At 46.8% G+C, this 17007-nt stretch carries 20 protein-coding genes, 1 tRNA gene and 1 riboswitch; of the genes, 5 read left to right on the top strand and 16 right to left on the bottom strand.

Translation table 11 applies throughout. The features are described from left to right. Positions 1 to 2: 2 nt before the first annotated feature. The 10 genes from NST33_RS06980 to NST33_RS06935 all read right to left on the bottom strand — a co-directional run bounded on the left by NST33_RS06980 (position 3) and on the right by NST33_RS06935 (position 7736). Entirely contained in the window at positions 3 to 872 is an 870-nt protein-coding gene (locus tag NST33_RS06980) for a type II secretion system F family protein (protein ID WP_339307328.1), read from the bottom strand. Positions 873 to 884: 12 nt separating this feature from the next. Continuing rightward, positions 885 to 1628: a type II secretion system F family protein gene (locus NST33_RS06975; RefSeq protein WP_237176898.1), complete on the bottom strand. Its 744-nt coding sequence runs from the start codon at positions 1626 to 1628 to the stop codon at positions 885 to 887. A 40-nt stretch (positions 1629 to 1668) separates the two neighbouring features. After that, on the bottom strand, positions 1669 to 2973 hold the full coding sequence (locus NST33_RS06970; protein ID WP_339308630.1) for an ATPase, T2SS/T4P/T4SS family: 1305 nt from the start codon (positions 2971 to 2973) through the stop codon (positions 1669 to 1671). Next, positions 2970 to 4187, bottom strand: coding sequence for a ParA family protein (locus NST33_RS06965; RefSeq protein ID WP_339307326.1), 1218 nt, complete (start codon positions 4185 to 4187; stop codon positions 2970 to 2972). The genes NST33_RS06970 and NST33_RS06965 overlap by 4 nt, the downstream gene beginning before the upstream one ends. A gap of 161 nt (positions 4188 to 4348) precedes the next feature. Continuing rightward, complete coding sequence (locus NST33_RS06960; RefSeq protein WP_047842030.1) at positions 4349 to 4732, bottom strand: VOC family protein; 384 nt, start codon at positions 4730 to 4732, stop codon at positions 4349 to 4351. A gap of 208 nt (positions 4733 to 4940) precedes the next feature. Continuing rightward, positions 4941 to 5804 (bottom strand): DUF6612 family protein, encoded by an 864-nt coding sequence (locus NST33_RS06955; protein ID WP_221819183.1) that lies wholly within the window; start codon positions 5802 to 5804, stop codon positions 4941 to 4943. A gap of 67 nt (positions 5805 to 5871) precedes the next feature. Further along, positions 5872 to 6294, bottom strand: coding sequence for a thiol-disulfide oxidoreductase DCC family protein (locus NST33_RS06950; RefSeq protein WP_221819182.1), 423 nt, complete (start codon positions 6292 to 6294; stop codon positions 5872 to 5874). A gap of 188 nt (positions 6295 to 6482) precedes the next feature. Continuing rightward, positions 6483 to 6761: a hypothetical protein gene (locus tag NST33_RS06945; RefSeq protein ID WP_036610814.1), complete on the bottom strand. Its 279-nt coding sequence runs from the start codon at positions 6759 to 6761 to the stop codon at positions 6483 to 6485. A 99-nt stretch (positions 6762 to 6860) separates the two neighbouring features. After that, positions 6861 to 7106, bottom strand: coding sequence for a zinc ribbon domain-containing protein (locus NST33_RS06940; protein WP_036610816.1), 246 nt, complete (start codon positions 7104 to 7106; stop codon positions 6861 to 6863). A gap of 210 nt (positions 7107 to 7316) precedes the next feature. Then, a complete protein-coding gene (locus tag NST33_RS06935; protein ID WP_036610819.1) occupies positions 7317 to 7736 on the bottom strand; it encodes an organic hydroperoxide resistance protein in 420 nt (139 codons plus the stop codon). 397 nt (positions 7737 to 8133) lie between these two features. On the opposite strand from NST33_RS06935, the gene NST33_RS06930 reads away from it, so the two are divergent. Next, a complete protein-coding gene (locus tag NST33_RS06930) occupies positions 8134 to 9429 on the top strand; it encodes an Nramp family divalent metal transporter (protein WP_339308628.1) in 1296 nt (431 codons plus the stop codon). A 136-nt stretch (positions 9430 to 9565) separates the two neighbouring features. Here the strand turns inward: NST33_RS06930 and NST33_RS06925 are convergent, their stop codons facing one another. Further along, positions 9566 to 10249 carry an HAD family hydrolase gene (locus NST33_RS06925; RefSeq protein WP_339307323.1) on the bottom strand — a complete coding sequence of 228 codons (684 nt, stop codon included), beginning with the start codon at positions 10247 to 10249 and terminating at the stop codon, positions 9566 to 9568. 127 nt (positions 10250 to 10376) lie between these two features. Continuing rightward, positions 10377 to 10775, bottom strand: a complete 399-nt coding sequence (locus NST33_RS06920) for a hypothetical protein (protein WP_235193755.1) — start codon at positions 10773 to 10775, stop codon at positions 10377 to 10379. A 115-nt stretch (positions 10776 to 10890) separates the two neighbouring features. Then, a riboswitch (cyclic di-AMP (ydaO/yuaA leader) is annotated at positions 10891 to 11065 on the bottom strand. A gap of 371 nt (positions 11066 to 11436) precedes the next feature. Here NST33_RS06920 and NST33_RS06915 point away from each other — a divergent pair. Continuing rightward, complete coding sequence (locus NST33_RS06915) at positions 11437 to 11916, top strand: glutathione peroxidase (RefSeq protein ID WP_036610823.1); 480 nt, start codon at positions 11437 to 11439, stop codon at positions 11914 to 11916. 150 nt (positions 11917 to 12066) lie between these two features. Here NST33_RS06915 and NST33_RS06910 read toward each other — a convergent pair. Continuing rightward, a tRNA-Leu gene (locus NST33_RS06910) sits at positions 12067 to 12149 on the bottom strand. Between the two features lie 443 nt (positions 12150 to 12592). On the opposite strand from NST33_RS06910, the gene NST33_RS06905 reads away from it, so the two are divergent. From NST33_RS06905 to NST33_RS06895, 3 genes are all read left to right on the top strand, one after another. Further along, positions 12593 to 13294: an urease accessory UreF family protein gene (locus NST33_RS06905; protein ID WP_162158974.1), complete on the top strand. Its 702-nt coding sequence runs from the start codon at positions 12593 to 12595 to the stop codon at positions 13292 to 13294. Between the two features lie 265 nt (positions 13295 to 13559). Then, a complete protein-coding gene (locus NST33_RS06900; protein ID WP_017690011.1) occupies positions 13560 to 13763 on the top strand; it encodes a hypothetical protein in 204 nt (67 codons plus the stop codon). A 27-nt stretch (positions 13764 to 13790) separates the two neighbouring features. Then, positions 13791 to 14426 carry a hypothetical protein gene (locus NST33_RS06895; RefSeq protein WP_253506406.1) on the top strand — a complete coding sequence of 212 codons (636 nt, stop codon included), beginning with the start codon at positions 13791 to 13793 and terminating at the stop codon, positions 14424 to 14426. A gap of 31 nt (positions 14427 to 14457) precedes the next feature. Here NST33_RS06895 and urtE read toward each other — a convergent pair whose 3' ends face one another. The 3 genes from urtE to urtC are packed head-to-tail and all read right to left on the bottom strand — an operon-like array spanning position 14458 to position 16994. Further along, positions 14458 to 15153, bottom strand: coding sequence for an urea ABC transporter ATP-binding subunit UrtE (gene urtE, locus NST33_RS06890; RefSeq protein WP_076209466.1), 696 nt, complete (start codon positions 15151 to 15153; stop codon positions 14458 to 14460). Continuing rightward, positions 15131 to 15940, bottom strand: a complete 810-nt coding sequence (gene urtD / locus NST33_RS06885; RefSeq protein WP_101314094.1) for an urea ABC transporter ATP-binding protein UrtD — start codon at positions 15938 to 15940, stop codon at positions 15131 to 15133. The genes urtE and urtD overlap by 23 nt, the downstream gene beginning before the upstream one ends. Beyond that, positions 15903 to 16994, bottom strand: a complete 1092-nt coding sequence (gene urtC / locus NST33_RS06880) for an urea ABC transporter permease subunit UrtC (protein ID WP_339307320.1) — start codon at positions 16992 to 16994, stop codon at positions 15903 to 15905. Before urtC ends, urtD begins: the two co-directional genes overlap by 38 nt. Positions 16995 to 17007 lie beyond the last annotated feature (13 nt).

Here is a 17007-nt window from a genome sequence, read left to right as displayed (position 1 = left end):
TCCTACATATTCATCATCATAAAAGCAGGTGCCCCGATCATGACCACAATCGTAAAAAAGATCAGTACCATCGGAAACACCAGTTTGGAAGAAGCCTGTTCTCCCTTCGCCCGACTGACAGCCTTGCGTTTCTCCCACAACACATGTGACAGATCCCGCAGCGCCAATACAAAGTCACCTCCCCCACGCCGGAAATTCAGTAGCACCGTTGTTGTAAAAATCGTCACTTCCTGTACACCGCAGCGGCGGCTGAACTGTTCAAATGATTGTTGAAACGAATAACCATTATTCCAATCTCCCACTGTCTTTCTAAGTTCGTTGTACAACGGATGATTCCGTTCACCCTGGCTTGTCACACAGTGAACGATGGCACGTTGCACAGTCTCCCCTGCGCCAACCAGCAGTACAATTCGATTCAGCAACTCAGGCAGTTCCATAAGAATATCCTGGTCTCTTCGCTGCACCTTCGTATTGAGATCTTTGTAGAGCGCAAAAGGCAACGCTGCACCGAGCGCGAGCCCACCTACCATACCTCCGATGCCCATATCTCCAACGAGTGATAACAGGCAGCCCACCAGCAGCATGAGCCATGTGTAGGTCAACATTTCAGCGCAATACAGCATCGTTTTCTCTCCACTGTGCTGTATGCCATACATTTTCTGAATGGCATGTTGCATTCGAAACATGAGCACTGGCAATCTGCGTCCAATCTCGAACTTGTCCAATATAAACAGGAAGGGGCCATGCAATTTCTTCAATCGTAATCCTTCCATATCCAGCTTGCGCAGATGCCGGTAGGTCTGCCCCCGGGTTCGATCCAGAATCAGCCATCCCGCTCCGAGCATCCCTGCGACTATAACGGGAAGCAGCATCGTTTCAGCTCCTTATACTTTGATATCCATAATGCGATTAATCCACAGATAACAGCAGGCGAGTACTGCCAAGGCACCACTAGAGATGAGGTATCCCATCCCGCTATATAACGGCTCCATAAAGTCCTTGGCGGTCAGATTCAGAAATATCAAAAAAATAAACGGAGCTGCAAACATCACCTTTGATTCGAACTTTTTCTGCGATACCGCGACCATAATATCCTGCTGAATGTCCAGCTTTTCACCAATCACCGCAGAGGTACGACGCACAACCTCAACCAGGTCCCCGCCAGTTCGTTTGCACGTAATGAACACATCTGCAAAGTTCGTAATATCCTCAATCTGAGCCCGATCCGAAAAATCCTGAAGTGCCTCTTCGATTGGTTGTCCATACTCCATCCGTGTCCGCAAGATCGTGAACTCACGAATCAGATCGGTATCCGCTTCCGGGTTCAACATCCGCAGATCCTCTACGGATTCCTTGAATCCATTTTCCACCGATTTTCCTGCGGCAAGTGCCGAAGATAGTGCATATAACGCTTGCTTAAAATGTAAACTGAGTGTCATTCTTTTTCGTTCCAACAGCACTTTAGTCCAATGTTTTGGCACCCATATACAACCCGCAGCCAGGATCGCTCCAGCCAACCAGTGATGGTAGAACAGAATTCCGATGCCAAAAAACAGCAGACCACTAATCAGCATACAGGCCATTCGTTGTCTCCGGGAAAGCGTATATACGGTGTAATCCGTCAACATCTGTCTGGCTTCACCCAACAGTAATCACCTTCCAATGACTTTAATTCACGTTGTTATCTGATGAATCTATTTCAACACTGTATTGTTCTATGTATCCATCCAGCCATTCCCCGAGCCCAGCCATCTGAATTTTATCCACCTGATTCAACTTTCCAACCTGCACTAACCCGCCAATAATTTTGCCTTCGCGCTCTTCTTGTTCCTGGAAACGAAACAGTGGATTCAGCATAACCTCACCGTCCTGCATGCCAATCACTTCACTAATCTCTGTCACCCGCCGGGAGCGGTCCCTTAGCCGGGATAAATGTACAAATATATCGATCGCCGAACTAATCTGCTGCCTTACAACCGCAATGGGAAGATCCGCACCACTGAGCACCATCGTTTCGAGTCTGCTAATCATATCCGAGATGGTATTCGCATGCCCTGTAGACAAGCTCCCATCGTGCCCTGTGTTCATGGCCTGTAACATATCCAACGCTTCCGCGCCCCTTACTTCGCCAATGACAATCCGGTTCGGACGCATCCGTAAGGAAGATTTGATCAGATCCCGAATAGATATCTGTCCCTTGCCTTCGGTGTTTGCATTCCGCGTTTCCAGTGATACCAGATTCGGTACCGTAACTATCTGTAGCTCCGCCGAATCCTCAATAGTAATAATCCGTTCATCGGCAGGGATAAACTGGGATAATGCGTTCAAAAAGGTCGTTTTTCCCGATCCGGTCCCGCCTCCAATGAAGATGTTGTATTTGCTACGTACCAACTGCTGCAATAATTCTGCTGCTTCTTCATGCAGGGCTCCCTTTTCAATCAGATCAGACATCTTCATCGGTTCACTGGGGAATTTACGAATCGTCATTGTGGGGCCTTTCAAGGCAATAGGAGGCAACACGATATTAACCCGTGAACCATCCTTTAAACGGGCATCTACGATTGGAGAAGACTCATTCACAATCCGGTTTACCCCAGACACAATCATCTGGATGATATCCTCGAGTCGTTCCCTCGACTCAAATTCAAGGGTGATCTGGCTGACTTCACCTTCCTGCTCCACAAAAATCTCCTTGTGACTATTGATCATAATTTCCGTAATATCGGGATGATCCACAAGTGGCTGCAAAATATCCAATCCACGAAAGGAATCAAACAATCGCTGTACCAGCGTGTGACGCTCTCCTGAGGTCAGATCATCCAGCTTCGGGTCAGTGAGAACTTTGCGTTCTATCCCCTGCCACAGTTCATCATCTCCTGCGGAAGAGGTTAAATCGAGGCCAGCCCTGACTTCCCTGCGCATCATCTGAAACTGTTCTTCACGATCCAGTATTCGATTGGATGAATCCATCATAGTGCCCACCGATCCTGCTTCTGAATTCGTCCCGCCTGCTTCAATTCTTCTTCGCCATCCTGTACCAGCATGGCACATAATCTCTTCACTTCACGTTGGAAGATCGGAGAACTAAGCATGACTTCCTCCTGACTAAGTTGCTTCCAGGAAGGGATATAGGGCAATACTGCATCCAGATGCAGATCAGGGCGTGGGAGTCCATTGACGACATTGTCCCGATATTTGTTAACCACAAAGCGTGAACGCTCAAGCATACTTTCGTACAAATCTGGCTTCGTACGCTCAGCATGCTGTAACCATTGTCCCCATCGATGCATGGCAGATATATCATCCTCAACGAGCCAGACAAATGCATCTGCTGCATCCAGCACCCCTTCACTGCGCCCATCCCAACCGGAATCCCCATCCAGAATTAACACGTCATATTGTCCACATTCCGTTAAATAACGAAGCAGATTCGACGTATCCTCACGAGTCATTTGCAACAGTTCTTTCCGATTCGATAATGGCCAGAACACATCGGATTTCAGGGCTTCATGCCGGACCACATATCCATCTACGCCCTTCGATTGCACCTGTAACTGCTTACCGGATTCCTTTCTGCCCACCTTCAGATCGTATAACAGACGGGACAATCCCGTCTCCGCATCCGGGTGACGCTGCCCACTTCTAGTGAGTCCCTTTTCCAGAAACGGGAGCGTACTGTCCAGCGTCTCCAGATTCAGATAGAGAACAGCATATCCTGCAAGTCCCAATTGCTTGGCCATATGCAGGGCTACTGCCGTTTTGCCACTTCCACCCGAAGCGGATACTACACCGATAGAGAGAGTCTCTTGCCCCGGATGGTGAACCTTCTTACGGCGTGGCTGCCGGCAAGCATGCATCACAGCATCCAGCAAAGTAGGCAAGGGTTGGTATTTCATCAGCCGCTTGGCCTCATCCACCTCTTCCATCCCTTCACTAAGCATTAGCCAAGGTACACCTGATACTTCTCCCCCGTTATTCAGCCAGTCATTCAGAAACTCCGGTTCCGCAATAACCAGATCCGGTAATTCTCTACCTTCTTGCTCTTTCATGTGATCCTTGAACGAATCCCCTTGGGAGAATGCTGTGAAACGCACATGAAGACCAGATGAATTTCCCTGTACATAATCAAGCCAAGCGCTAATGTAATCCCTATCCTTTGAAACCAGAACAACCTTCAGTACAATCAATTTTCCCTTCCCTCCCTGTCAAAAAGCACAAAGAAGCACCGTCCAATAACCGCATGAATATGCGATATTTGGACGGTGCTTCCGTCACGTGCTATGAATGTATGGATAATATAGCATACAATTTCTGGGGGAGCAAGGGATTTATTCTAACCCTTTTTCCCTTAAGAGTTGTACGGTGAATCGAACTCAATAATGTTACGGTCCGGATCAAGTACAAAAATCTGTGCGAATCCAGCCACACTGTCAGGTCTCGCTTCATACTCAATTCCCTGCTGTTCCAGCCAGGCTATAGTCCCTGAATAACTGGTGACCCAGATCGCAAAGTGGCCGTCTGTAGTATCAATACCAGCCTCACGTAACGTGTGGCCCTCCGGGTGCTGAAGCAGATGAAGCTGCTGGCTGCCGATAGCGTACCATGTACCCGTGGAGCGGAAGGCTGGACGTTCAATCTCCTGCATGCCTAGTAACCCAGAATAGAATTTCTTCGCGATTTCCAGATCACGTACAGCCAGACTAACATGGTGGATGTGTGCATATTCAATCATCTTTTATCTCCCCTCTCTACTTCAATATGACTATACTATAACACCTTGAACCCTGACCATAATCTCCGCTAAACAGAAAAACACCCCTGATTTTAATCCGGTAAACCTCTCGGCTCACACAGATCTATCTCAGAGGTGCCTGTAAACGGCATGCACGGATGCTCGCTTACCGCATTAAATCATCTTCAGCACATTTGGCATAACCAAATTATTTAGCGCTATCCAATGCTTCTTGTGGAATCTTAATCTCTTCCACTTGATCCTGGTTAGAAAATGTACTGTTCATCTTCATGTCCATCGTCATTTTCTGTCCATTCTGTTCCATCTCCATGACCATGGTTACGTCCGTACTTGCAGGCAGATAGGTTTCTTTGTTGATCATGTATTTCATCATCATGCTGGTGATATTCATCTGATCAAGCATGGCTTGCATCTGGGCATCCGATCCGTTCTGCTCCATCACGGCTTTCGCCAGTTCCTTCACATTATCACCGGATACGTCCGCATTAATCACATAATTGTCGCCTTCTTCGGTCACTTCAGTATCTTCTTCAATCTTTTTGAATTGCTCCAATTCACCTTCCGGATTCATGCTTGCCTTCATCTGCTCAATCAGTTCCTTGGTTTGAGCTTCAGGAATCGCAACCCATTGATCCCCAACTTGAGAGTAGATTTTATCCGAAGTGATATACTGCTTCACGTTCTGAGCTTCCTGTCCCGACATTTCCATTTTCATCTCTTGATAGATCATCATTGGATCTTTGATAATATCCATCTTGAGCGATGTTTTAACCTGTTGATCCTGGGACTGTTCCCCAGCATCCAGTTTCAGATTCTGATCAATGTTTGCTTCAGTTGTGAAGCTTTTCATTTCTTTCGTTGCTGCATTGGTTTTGGTAATCAATTCGTCCAGAGTAGGAACCTTTGTTTCCTGCTCCGCAGGTGTATTGCCCTCGTTAGATGTTTCGTTGTTAGTCGCTGGCGGCGTTGCCGTATTATCTGTATCGTTACCGCATGCTGCCAAGCTCACTGCTAATAATGCCCCGATAAATAATGTAGTCCACTTCTTCAAGTTGTTTTCCTCCCAAAATAGATATGATCTGTAGTCATTACCCAATTATTTCCGTTATTAATCACACTCACAAAAATCGATCTTTGATCTCCGGTGTAGGCAACATACACGCTTCATCCTTGCCAAACCAGCGATAACGGTTGCGAGCAACCCAGTTATAGACTGCATTACGAATAAATCTCGGCACAATAATGAACACATATAACAACGGATAAGGAAACTTCAGACCTTTGGCCAATCGCAGTGCGGCGGTTGAACGTGTATAGTATTTTCCATTTTCAATCAGAACAAAGGTGTCCATGCTGTCTGTCGACAGATTGCCCTTCGCCAGCAGTCCCTTGGCTACATCCGATTGGAGCGATGCAAAATGATATTTCCCTTCCGGGTCACGCTTGATAATCCATTTGGTTAAGCCCTGGCAGAAGTGACAGACGCCATCCACCAGTACGATCGGATGTCCCTGATGCACATCTGTTTGATTTGCTGTCATATTGGCTGCCTCCTATTGTTGCGGTTAGAGTAACTTACCCAATCTGGACCTTCTTGTTCACTAATTCTAAATTTATTTCTGGATGTTGTTCAAAAAGACTGAAAACCGTTCTTTTTGAACACACATTAATGAGAAATATAAAGAAAAAGAGCGCAGGCATTGTGCCCACGCTCGTATCTGTCCGACAATTACTCCGTAACTGCCTTTTCCATCCATTGGTCATCGATCATCTGTTGATGCAGGTCACTTGCCCACTGGTCCATACATTTGCAAATAAAATCTTTGCGACATACTGGACAAGGCGTTTTCTGCAGACGGCTGATATTGGTCATCTTCCATTCCGGGGAACGGGTGTAGAATACACGGCATTTGGTACCGTCTACCAAATTCATTTTGAATTCATACAATCCGTCTTCCTTGTTACCATAAGCTAATTCTAAATCTGCAATACGCGGTCTATAAGACATGGATATCACCTGTTTAATTCAAATTTGGTTCATGCAATGACACTACTCAGTACTAAGTTATATTAAAGAAAATTCAGATCAATGTCAACTCGCGCATGTCTACCCGCCAAACAGAATATCCAGAATAGTCCCTACCTGCCCCTGTTTTTTCCCTTTCAAGACATCCGGATCAAATACTTCAACATACCCGCAGGAAGCACAAGCCACGAACAAGTAGTGATTATGCTGTATATCGAACATCTTGCTCAGGCCTGCTCCTGACATGGAAACTTCCTTAATGTTACAATCCGTGCCTCTGCATTTCGTACACACAAATCGCCGCTCAATCATCTCTTCAATACTCATCTTTGTTCCCCCTTTATGGAATGTGTAGCATGAAGTGGGAGTGCAATTATGTAAAATAGTACGCGATCTGGCATCTAATCTCCTGCATCATGTCCTAATATGATAATCAACACAAAACCCTGCCGATTGCCAGCAGGGCCTTGTAGTCGAACATCAGGTATCTGGGATACCCTGCTCTATATGTTCCCTTTACTTGCCGGGAGTCAAATCTTAGACAACGTTTAAAACAACATCAATGTTGCCGCGTGTTGCTTTGGAATATGGACAGAAATCATGCGCCTTGCGGGCCAGTTCCTCTGCTTGGCTGTGATCTACACCAGGCATGCTAACGTCCAGACGAACAGACAGCTGGAAACCATCATCCGCAGGGTCTTTACCAATGGATACGTTACTTGTAACGACCACATCCTCCAATTTCACACCTGCTTTGCGTGCTACATTGGCGAGGGCACTTTCATAACATGCTCCATATCCAGCGGCAAAAAGCTGCTCAGGGTTAGTACCTTCACCACCGGAGCCACCAAGCTCTTTTGGCATTTTCAGATCATGCTTGAGAACGCCATCCGAAGAAGTCACGGAACCTGTACGTCCACCTTTAACTGTCGCTACTGCTGTATATAAAGCTTCCATTAAGAATCTCTCCCTTATCCATATAGTTTTTATTGCCTTCCTTTCAATTTAAACTTCTGGCTCATTTTGAAACGCAATTTTGTATCTTTATCAGCTTTTACAACTTTATTATTTTCATGCATTTCAATGCCATGGCTGTATTTTCCCCACGGTTGGGTAATATACGAAGGGACATCTACAAGCTGGAACCGAAATTTTGTGCTGATACATAAAAGTTGCACTAGACAAAAACAATTGAAGGAGTACAATGTAACAATAAACATAAAAATTTAGATATATTATGAGCGGGTTGTCCCGCATATATTTCCAAATCAATAATTCAAAGTCAGGTGATTATCGTATGAGTAAAAAAAATCCGTTCAACGCTCCTTCAAGAGAATCATTGTCTACTGCGGGCATGGCCCCTTCCCTTGGAGAAGCACATAGTTCCATGAAAGTTCCGCAGAATGTTGCATGGTGGAAGAAATTCCTCGCCTTTGTAGGCCCAGGATACCTTGTTGCCGTAGGTTACATGGACCCCGGGAACTGGGCAACAGATATCGCAGGCGGCTCACAGTTCGGGTATACCTTGTTATCCGTTATCCTGTTATCGAACCTGATGGCCGTTGTCCTTCAGTCGCTGGCTGGCAAGCTCGGCATCGTCACTGGACGGGATCTGGCTCAAGCCTGTCGTGAACGATTCAGCATGCCTGTTGTCATGATGTTATGGATACTGTGTGAGCTTGCCATTGCAGCCACCGATCTGGCTGAAGTCATTGGTTCTGCCATCGCGTTAAAGCTGTTATTTAACGTCCCCATGTTATACGGCGTTATCATCACCGCAGTTGATGTACTCCTGATTCTTGTACTGCAAAACAAAGGCTTCCGCGCTCTGGAAACTCTCGTCATTGTGCTGATGGCAACCATCGCCCTCTGCTTCGGGATTGATCTGTTTCTGGCGAAACCGGATATGGGCGGTGTTCTCCATGGTTTTGTACCCAATGTTGAGATTCTGCAAAACCCGGCTATGCTCTATATTGCCATTGGTATTATCGGAGCAACCGTGATGCCGCATAATCTGTACCTGCATTCTTCCATTGTCCAGACCCGTCAGATCGAACAGACCCCACAGGGCAAAAAAGAAGCCATTCGGTACTCGACCATGGATTCTACAATCGCGTTGACACTGGCCCTGTTCATCAATGCAGCCATCCTGATTGTATCTGCTGCTGTATTCCACAGCGCTGGTATGACGCAGGTTGCCGAGATCGCAGATGCTTATCATCTGCTGACACCTCTATTGGGTACTACGGTTGCAAGTATTCTGTTCGGTGTGGCGCTGTTAGCATCAGGTCAGAACTCTACCCTTACAGGTACACTTGCTGGGCAGATCGTTATGGAAGGTTTCCTGAACATTCGAATTCCGGCTTGGCTGCGCAGACTGGTCACACGTCTGATCGCCATCATCCCGGCGGTAATTGTGACAGCCATTGCAGGAGAACATGGCACAGAAGAACTGCTCATTTTGAGCCAGGTCGTGCTGTCGCTTCAATTGCCCTTTGCTGTAATTCCCCTGGTGATGTTCACAAGTGATAAAAAAAGCATGGGTGCATTCGCCAACAAATTGTGGCTCAAAATCATCTCATGGGTCATTGCCGCGATTATCGTTGTGCTGAATGTATATCTGATCATTCAGACGATTCGGTTATTCTAATCTCGTTCTCATCGACAAAATACTAAAAAGGCTGATCAACTCCGGTATGCTATACCCAAGTTGATCAGCCTTTATTGTTGCAATACAGCAAGGTGTTTTCTTTTATAGTAAAACTCAAACTCCAGTAAACAATCATCTAATCCTGATTTGGTATCAGTAACGGCAGGAGTTGATCCAATGAATCAACAGTCCAATCCGCACGTTGGTCATCAGATAGTTCTGGCTGGAATCTTCCGTAACCCTGCATAATTCGAATCGTACGCATGCCCAGCTTCAGAGCAGGTATAATGTCGTTATCGATCCGATCGCCGATCATGACGGCTTCCTCCGGTTCACAACCGGCCTGTTTCAAGGCCACAGCGTATAACTCAGGGTCTGGCTTGGACACTCCTTCTTCAGCCGAACATGCCAGAACATCAACATACTTCCGCAAGCCGTAGCTCTCCAGTCTCTCTTCCGTTCCAGGACTCTGATTGGCAATAATGCCAATGCGATAATGCCGTGACAACTGCTGAAGGACGTAATCCGCTGATGGAAAAGGACGTTCAAGATCTTTTTGAAATTTCAGCTTGTCCTGAATCTGCTTCTGGTGTCCGTCGTCTTCAACGAATGTGCGAATCGCCACTCTCATCGGCCATTGCTCATATCTCTGGTAACAGTTCGCGAACAGTTCGCGTACCGCCTCAATCTTCACCGGATACCCCAATGCACAGGCTTCGCGGACGAACTGTCCGATAATATCATCAACCGGCTCCCATTCATCCACCAGTGTATCTCCAACATCAAAAAACAACCATTTCAATCCACCTACATCCGGCACGCCAATTCCTCCTTGTAAGCATAAAAAAGAAGACTCACCATCCTGCATGAGTCTCCTCAAACTTCCGTTTATCGATACATTCAATTATAACAGGCACCTTACACCTGAGCAATCACAAGCGATGGCATTAACCATTGAGGAGAAAGCCAACTTCCCCATTGAGCGAATATACGATCCGGTCTGCGCCCATGCCCCGATAGATGCCCTTAGGATGACTCTGCTCCGTAATAACGCACAGGGATTTCGATGTCCATGAACGGCAGATCTGTAAATAACGACAGGTCAGATTCAGGCTGTTCTCGAAAATAAACACGTTGCCTACGCTGCCCTGCGGCAAAAACCATTTTTGAGCTGCAGCCGTGTTCATGCGAATGACATGTTCTACTCCGATTCTACGGAGTCTGCGCTCTTCCCCTGCACTGTTGGTTAGAACGGCAAACGGCATTTTTTTGTACATCAGCAATTTAATAAATTTGCGTCCTGCTTCATTTGGAGCAGTCACTAAGATCATCTCAGTATCCATCATTCGTTCCTCCCTTGGCGTGAAAAGACAACAAAAAAGAAGCGTGGGGGACCAAGGCCTCCCGAACGCTTCTTAAATAATCCATGGCGAAAACACCATGAACCAGCGTACGGCTTGTTGCCTCTCCCTTTAACGCTTACGAGGTTAGCTGACGGATTCGGGCGCGAGAGTCGCCCTATTTCCGGCTGTCACCGGAAAATTCACCCCATGAATGCCACTGTCCTGGACAGCGCATTCTGTTGGTTCCCCCGTTTCCCATTCATCAATGAATGGAAACTCAGCGATTAAAACATCGTTCGTATATCTTAAGGTAAGATCGAGCGATATTATCGTTTGTTTCGTTTTTCAGGTACAATTTAGTTTAAATTGAAATTACGTTATGAATCATACACCCGCGCCATGTCGGTGTAAAGTCCGCCCAGATCACCAAATCGGCAGATTTTTGCCAATTCCCATCCATAATAACGCTTACAACAAAGTTATACTCCATCTATCTCTTCAAGGCTATCTAATTCTCACTCTGGCGTAAATCACTTCCCAATTCATTCACGTATTCTGCACAACTTGCCTGTTTTGATTCTTTTAACACCACATTAGTTTTGCAATATTTAATTGCAACCAATATAATAGAAGATATAAGAGTAAATAAATGGAGGCGATTTAGATGACAGTCTACGATTACAAAGTGAATACACTTCGCGGTCAAGAAGTTGAAATGTCCGACTACCGTGACAAAGTGTTACTGATTGTGAATACGGCAAGCTCATGCGGCCTTACCCCTCAATTCAAAGGTCTGCAAGAACTGCAAGACAAGTTTCAAGATGCTCCATTTGAAGTTCTTGGTTTCCCAAGCAACCAGTTTGCACAGGAAAAAGGATCTTCCGACGATATTGCCGAGTTCTGTCAGATGAATTATGGCGTGAGTTTCCCCATGTTTGAGAAAATTGATGTGAACGGCTCAAGCGCTCACCCTCTTTTCCAACACCTTAGCACAGAAGCTCCTGGCCTGCTTGGCTCCAAAGCAATCAAATGGAATTTCACCAAATTCCTTGTGGATCAGAACGGACAGGTAATCAAACGTTATGCTCCCAAAACAACACCGGACAAGATTGAAGAAGATATCAAGAACTTGCTGCAAAAATAATACATTGGCCACCCGTAGCCGGAAGGTAGAGCACCATTGCCCCGGTAATGGATGGCCTTTTTTTTCTCAACTCTGATGTCAAACTGTTCAAAAAGACAAAAAAAAGAAGCCTTCCATTAATGGAAAGCTTCTTTTTAATCGTTCATATGATGCGGTCGAGAGGACTCGAACCTCCACGGGCATACGCCCACTACCCCCTCAAGATAGCGTGTCTGCCATTCCACCACGACCGCATGTCGTAAATAATCGGCAACAGAATTGATTATACCGGGTCCAGAACCAAAAGTAAAGTATTTTTTAATACTACTTTTTCAGCTAGGCAATTTCATCAAAAATCGCATAATCTCGTCATCTTTACCCATGAACTGCATATCATTAGATTTGATCCCCTCTTTTCCGGCTTGAGCTGATCTTATTGATTCATTTATATATAGTCCTTCCTTATATATAGTCCACCCTGCACTTCACCATATAAATAACACAACAAGTTATATAAAATAACACAATATTAAATCCCAGATTTAATTCATTAATTTTCACGGATACTATTGACAAAAAGCGGACATTTATGGGATGATAACTATCATATAATTCGGATTTTTAAACACAAAGCAAACAAAAAGGAATATAAATGTCACTTTAAGTGACATTTAACGAACACAGGAGGCGAATGATTGTGAACCGTGGGAATAAGCTGCTCGATTATGTCAAACTGCTTGATTCCTCTATTCAGGTTGGAGGGTTCACCCATTCCTTCGGCATGGATATCCATATCAGGGAGGGTACCATTCGTAATGCTGAAGATCTCGAATCATTCATGCGTTGTCAGTTGCATCCCAGCATTGTTCGTCTTGAAGGTATGGCCATTAAAGGCATCTATACCGCAGCAGATCACAAGGATACATGGCGGATAGCTCTGATCGACAAGCTCGTCCATGTTCAGCGAACCCCTGGAGATCTCAGAGAACAAGCTGCCGCGATGGGTAAACGATTGATCAGACTCGCACGCGCTCTGCACCCCTGGATTGAATTCAGCCAGCTCGAACAGATCTTTGCCAAATACGATTCGGTTGGCTGCCTCTCCACTGTTCACGCCTGGATTAACCACCACCTCGATATCCCGGTCGAGGAGGCGGTCCTTGGTTACCTGCATTCAGCCATGAATGCTTGTATAACCGAAGCCTCCAAAGTCATTCCCCTGAACAATGATACAACCAAGGATCTGATGGTCCGCCTGGCCACAGATCTGGAGAATGAATGGAAGACCGTCAGCGCCTCGGCTGCGGATGGACTGGCACAGCCAACCTCGATGTCCATGAAATCGTTTTTCCCCAGTTTCCATATGCTTGGAGCTGGACTTCATGCCTACAGAGCCTAATCCTCTTCCTCCTCATACCCGCTCCCCTTCATTCAGACAAACTAAAAACACGCGGCAACCTCCTTGCCGACGTGTTTTTTGTCATTTTATTTGTTTTATTTACGTATTTACGCCATTTATCATCACAAAATACACTTTTTTCCGTCTTTTTTAATTGTTAGATGACGAATTTACGTATATAATGAAACATACAGCTCGCATTTCTATACATTCTACATGAAGAAAGGGCGGCTGAATACTACATTCTAACCAGGGGTGAACCCTTTTGAACAAGAAAAAACCAGTTACTCCGTTCGGATGGGCCATCAAACGACGGCTAACCGAACTTCAAGTGGACCAGAAGACTTTTTGCGAACAGCATGGCATCCCACCCTATCGTTTATCCAATCTTATTCACGGCACACGCAAAGCAACCCGATTCAGGCACCTGGTCGCTGATATTTTGGATATTCCAGATGAACTGAGATAAGATTTCTGCCAAAGGAGGGTCTCATCCATGAGACATGTTACATCCGATCTGGAGAGGCTGTCGTTCCAGTCCATACGTCACCAGCTCATCATCGTTGATGACAATTGGATTATCCAAAGTTGTAACCGTGCCTGGCAACAGGGACTCGGTCAATGCTCACCAAACCCGGATATACACAGTAGTCATAGACATTACCTGCATCTGACGGAAGCCTGGGCAAAACGAGGCAAGAACGCTAACATGGCACTTGTCGCACAGAATTTGAAAGAACGCGGAATACCCTTTAATCGAAATCATACATATGACATCTGCGTGTATACTGTATACAACGAAAAGAGGTGGTTTCGTGTAGAACTCACCCCTCTATCTTATGCAAATTCAATTCTGGATACCGATCTCGCTTTAATTGCACACATGGATATTACCGAACAGAGAAAGACAGAACACCAATTGAAGAAGGCATTGTCTGAAGTGCGCACATTGCGCGGACTGCTGCCTATTTGCGCCGTCTGCAAACAAATCAAGGACGAAGAGGAACACTGGAACTCCGTTGAGAGTTATCTGGAGAAGCATACCCACGCCGAATTCACCCATGACATCTGTCCGGAATGCATTCGGCGGTTATATCCGAAATACTCGAATATCCTGGACAAGCGCTCCTGAAACCTCTCTCCACTCGCCACACTAACTACAACTATACGGAGAGATGATGTTCAAACTGCGACATATCCAGTTCTTGCGGTGTCCCATGCAGGGTTATGGTTCCTTTATCCATGATATAGATGTAATCTGCGGCACTTCGTACAAAATCAATACTCTGCTCTACCAGCAGAACCGAGAGGTTCCCCTTTGCCTTGAGCTGCAAAATAACCTGCCGAATGTCCTCCACGATAGAAGGCTGGATGCCTTCTGTCGGCTCATCAAGTAGCAACAACCCCGGACGCGAAGCCAATGCCCGGGCGAATGCCAACTGCTGCTGCTGTCCACCACTCAGATCCCCGCCCTGCCGTCCATACATCGTCGCAAGCACTGGAAACATCGCCAGTACATCCTCGGGGAACGTTTTTACTCCCGGTGCACTTGTCTCCAGACCTAGCAATAAGTTTTCTTTCACCGTAAGCTGCGGGAAAATCTCCCGCCCCTGCGGTACATAACCGATCCCTGCCCTTGCCCGCTTGGCTGTATCCAAGGTGGATAACTCCTGATTTTGCCACTGAATACTGCCCTTGCGTGTTTTGAGCAGCCCCATTAATGTTTTCATCAACGTTGTTTTCCCTACACCGTTACGGCCCATCAGACACACCACCTGTCCAGGCTGTACATCCAGGTTCACACCACGAAGCACATTGCTTTCCCCATAGCCGGATTCAATTCGTTGCAGCGACAGCATGGTCATCCCTCCTTTTGCCCAGATACACTTCGGCCACTTTCGGGTCTGCCTGTACCTCCGCCATCGTACCTTCCTTCAGCAGTTTCCCTTCATGCATCACCGTTACCTTGGCTGCGAACTCTCGCACAAACTCCATATCATGCTCCACCACCACAACCGAGCGCTCACGCGCAATTTCTTGCAGAAGTCGCCCAGTCTTGTGTGTTTCTTCGTCCGTCATGCCTGCGGCTGGTTCGTCCAGCAACAACACCCGCGGCTCCTGTAGAAGCAGCATGCCGATCTCCAGCCACTGCTTCTCCCCATGTGATAACGCTCCTGCACGAGCATCAACGCGGTCTTGCAGACCAATCTGGAGGGTAACATGCTCCATGGCAGCACTCATTTTCCCATATCGACGAATACCGATGGCTTGCAAAGGGGAACGGCGAGTCTCCGCCGCCAGTGTCAGATTCTCCTGCACCGTCAGACCCGCAAAGATCGATGGGGCCTGGAATTTGCGTCCCACACCTTTGCGAACAATCTGGTGCTCCTTCAGTCGTGTTAATTCCGTGCCATCCGCCATCTTCACCGAGCCGGACATGGGTTTTGTTTTGCCGCATATCACATCCAGCATCGTTGTTTTTCCAGCACCATTGGGTCCGATCAGAAAATGCAGGTCATGTTCATGCAGCTTCAGATTCATGCCTTTGACAGCAACGAACCCACCAAACGCTACCGTAATATCCTCGGCTACCAACACCGCTGATTCCTCAGTAGACTTTAGGTTTTTCCCGAGTGACTTGGACATGCGCACTCTCTCCTCTCCGCTTCAACAAGCGAACGATATGACGATATACACCTACAATACCGTTTGGCATGAACAAAACGACTGTTACAAAGAGCCCACCAATGACAAACAGCCACCCTTCGGGGTAAGCCTCACTTATGCCTGTTTTGGCCGCATTCAGCACCACCGCTCCGATGACCGCCCCAATAAGCGTACCGCGACCACCCAACGCAACCCACAGGACCATCTCAATGGAAGGCACAATCCCCATCATCGATGGCGAGATAATACCCACCTGAAGAACAAACAACATGCCCGCGATGCCTGCAAGCGCACCGGAAAAAGCAAAAGCCAGCGTTTTATATCCTGCCGGATCATATCCGAGGAATCGCACCCGATTCTCCCCATCCCGCGCAGCTTCGAGCACTTGACCGAATCGACTGTTCACCATTCGACGACAGAGCATATAAGCGATCACCAGAACAGCAAGCGTTATATAGTAGAGAGCAATCGTCGTTCCAGCGGAATGAAGTGTAAAACCAAAGATCGAATTATATCCGGTGATGCCATTTGTTCCGCCCGTCCATTCCTGTTTACCAACAAAGAGTGTTACCGTAATGAGAACCAAGGCTTGAGTCAGGATGGTAAAATAAACACCGGTGATCCGGTTACGGAACGTAAACCACCCCAGGGCAAAGGCGAGCAATGCCGGAAGGGCTATCCCCAATAACAGCGCCACCGGGAAGGAGCGAAACGGCTCCCAGAACCATGGCAGACCACTGAGACCACTCCATCCCATGAAGTCAGGAAGTGTTGCTCCACTGGCCTGAAGCTTCAGATACATCGCCATCGCGTATCCACCCAGTCCAAAGAACACCCCATGCCCAAGACTCAGCACACCTCCATATCCCCAGATCAGATCAAGACCAATGGCCAGGATTGCCAGCGCCAAAAACTTGGCTAACAGACTCAAACGAAACTCCGTGGAGATCAGTGGAGCAAGACACATCATAATCAGCACAGCTGCCCAGATAATCCTCATTTTCAGACTGCCAGTCTTGAGTAAAGCGGACATGAACTAACCCCCT

Origin of the sequence: Paenibacillus sp. FSL L8-0435, from assembly GCF_037965655.1 — a bacterium.
Classification (GTDB): Bacteria; Bacillota; Bacilli; order Paenibacillales; family Paenibacillaceae; genus Paenibacillus.
The sequence above is the reverse complement of the archived record's forward strand: the minus strand, read 5'-3'. Positions and strand labels throughout refer to the sequence as shown.

Bases quoted from the DNA above. Each gene is read 5' to 3' on its own strand.
- NST33_RS06980 (WP_339307328.1), bottom strand. From the start codon at position 872: ATGCTGCTTCCCGTTATAGTCGCAGGGATGCTCGGAGCGGGATGGCTG.
- NST33_RS06975 (WP_237176898.1), bottom strand. From the start codon at position 1,628: ATGTTGACGGATTACACCGTATATACGCTTTCCCGGAGACAACGAATG.
- NST33_RS06970 (WP_339308630.1), bottom strand. From the start codon at position 2,973: ATGATGGATTCATCCAATCGAATACTGGATCGTGAAGAACAGTTTCAG.
- NST33_RS06960 (WP_047842030.1), bottom strand. From the start codon at position 4,732: ATGATTGAATATGCACACATCCACCATGTTAGTCTGGCTGTACGTGAT.
- NST33_RS06950 (WP_221819182.1), bottom strand. From the start codon at position 6,294: ATGACAGCAAATCAAACAGATGTGCATCAGGGACATCCGATCGTACTG.
- NST33_RS06945 (WP_036610814.1), bottom strand. From the start codon at position 6,761: ATGTCTTATAGACCGCGTATTGCAGATTTAGAATTAGCTTATGGTAAC.
- NST33_RS06940 (WP_036610816.1), bottom strand. From the start codon at position 7,106: ATGAGTATTGAAGAGATGATTGAGCGGCGATTTGTGTGTACGAAATGC.
- NST33_RS06935 (WP_036610819.1), bottom strand. From the start codon at position 7,736: ATGGAAGCTTTATATACAGCAGTAGCGACAGTTAAAGGTGGACGTACA.
- NST33_RS06930 (WP_339308628.1), top strand. From the start codon at position 8,134: ATGGCCCCTTCCCTTGGAGAAGCACATAGTTCCATGAAAGTTCCGCAG.
- NST33_RS06920 (WP_235193755.1), bottom strand. From the start codon at position 10,775: ATGATGGATACTGAGATGATCTTAGTGACTGCTCCAAATGAAGCAGGA.
- NST33_RS06915 (WP_036610823.1), top strand. From the start codon at position 11,437: ATGACAGTCTACGATTACAAAGTGAATACACTTCGCGGTCAAGAAGTT.
- NST33_RS06895 (WP_253506406.1), top strand. From the start codon at position 13,791: ATGAGACATGTTACATCCGATCTGGAGAGGCTGTCGTTCCAGTCCATA.
- urtE (WP_076209466.1), bottom strand. From the start codon at position 15,153: ATGCTGTCGCTGCAACGAATTGAATCCGGCTATGGGGAAAGCAATGTG.
- urtD (WP_101314094.1), bottom strand. From the start codon at position 15,940: ATGTCCAAGTCACTCGGGAAAAACCTAAAGTCTACTGAGGAATCAGCG.
- urtC (WP_339307320.1), bottom strand. From the start codon at position 16,994: ATGTCCGCTTTACTCAAGACTGGCAGTCTGAAAATGAGGATTATCTGG.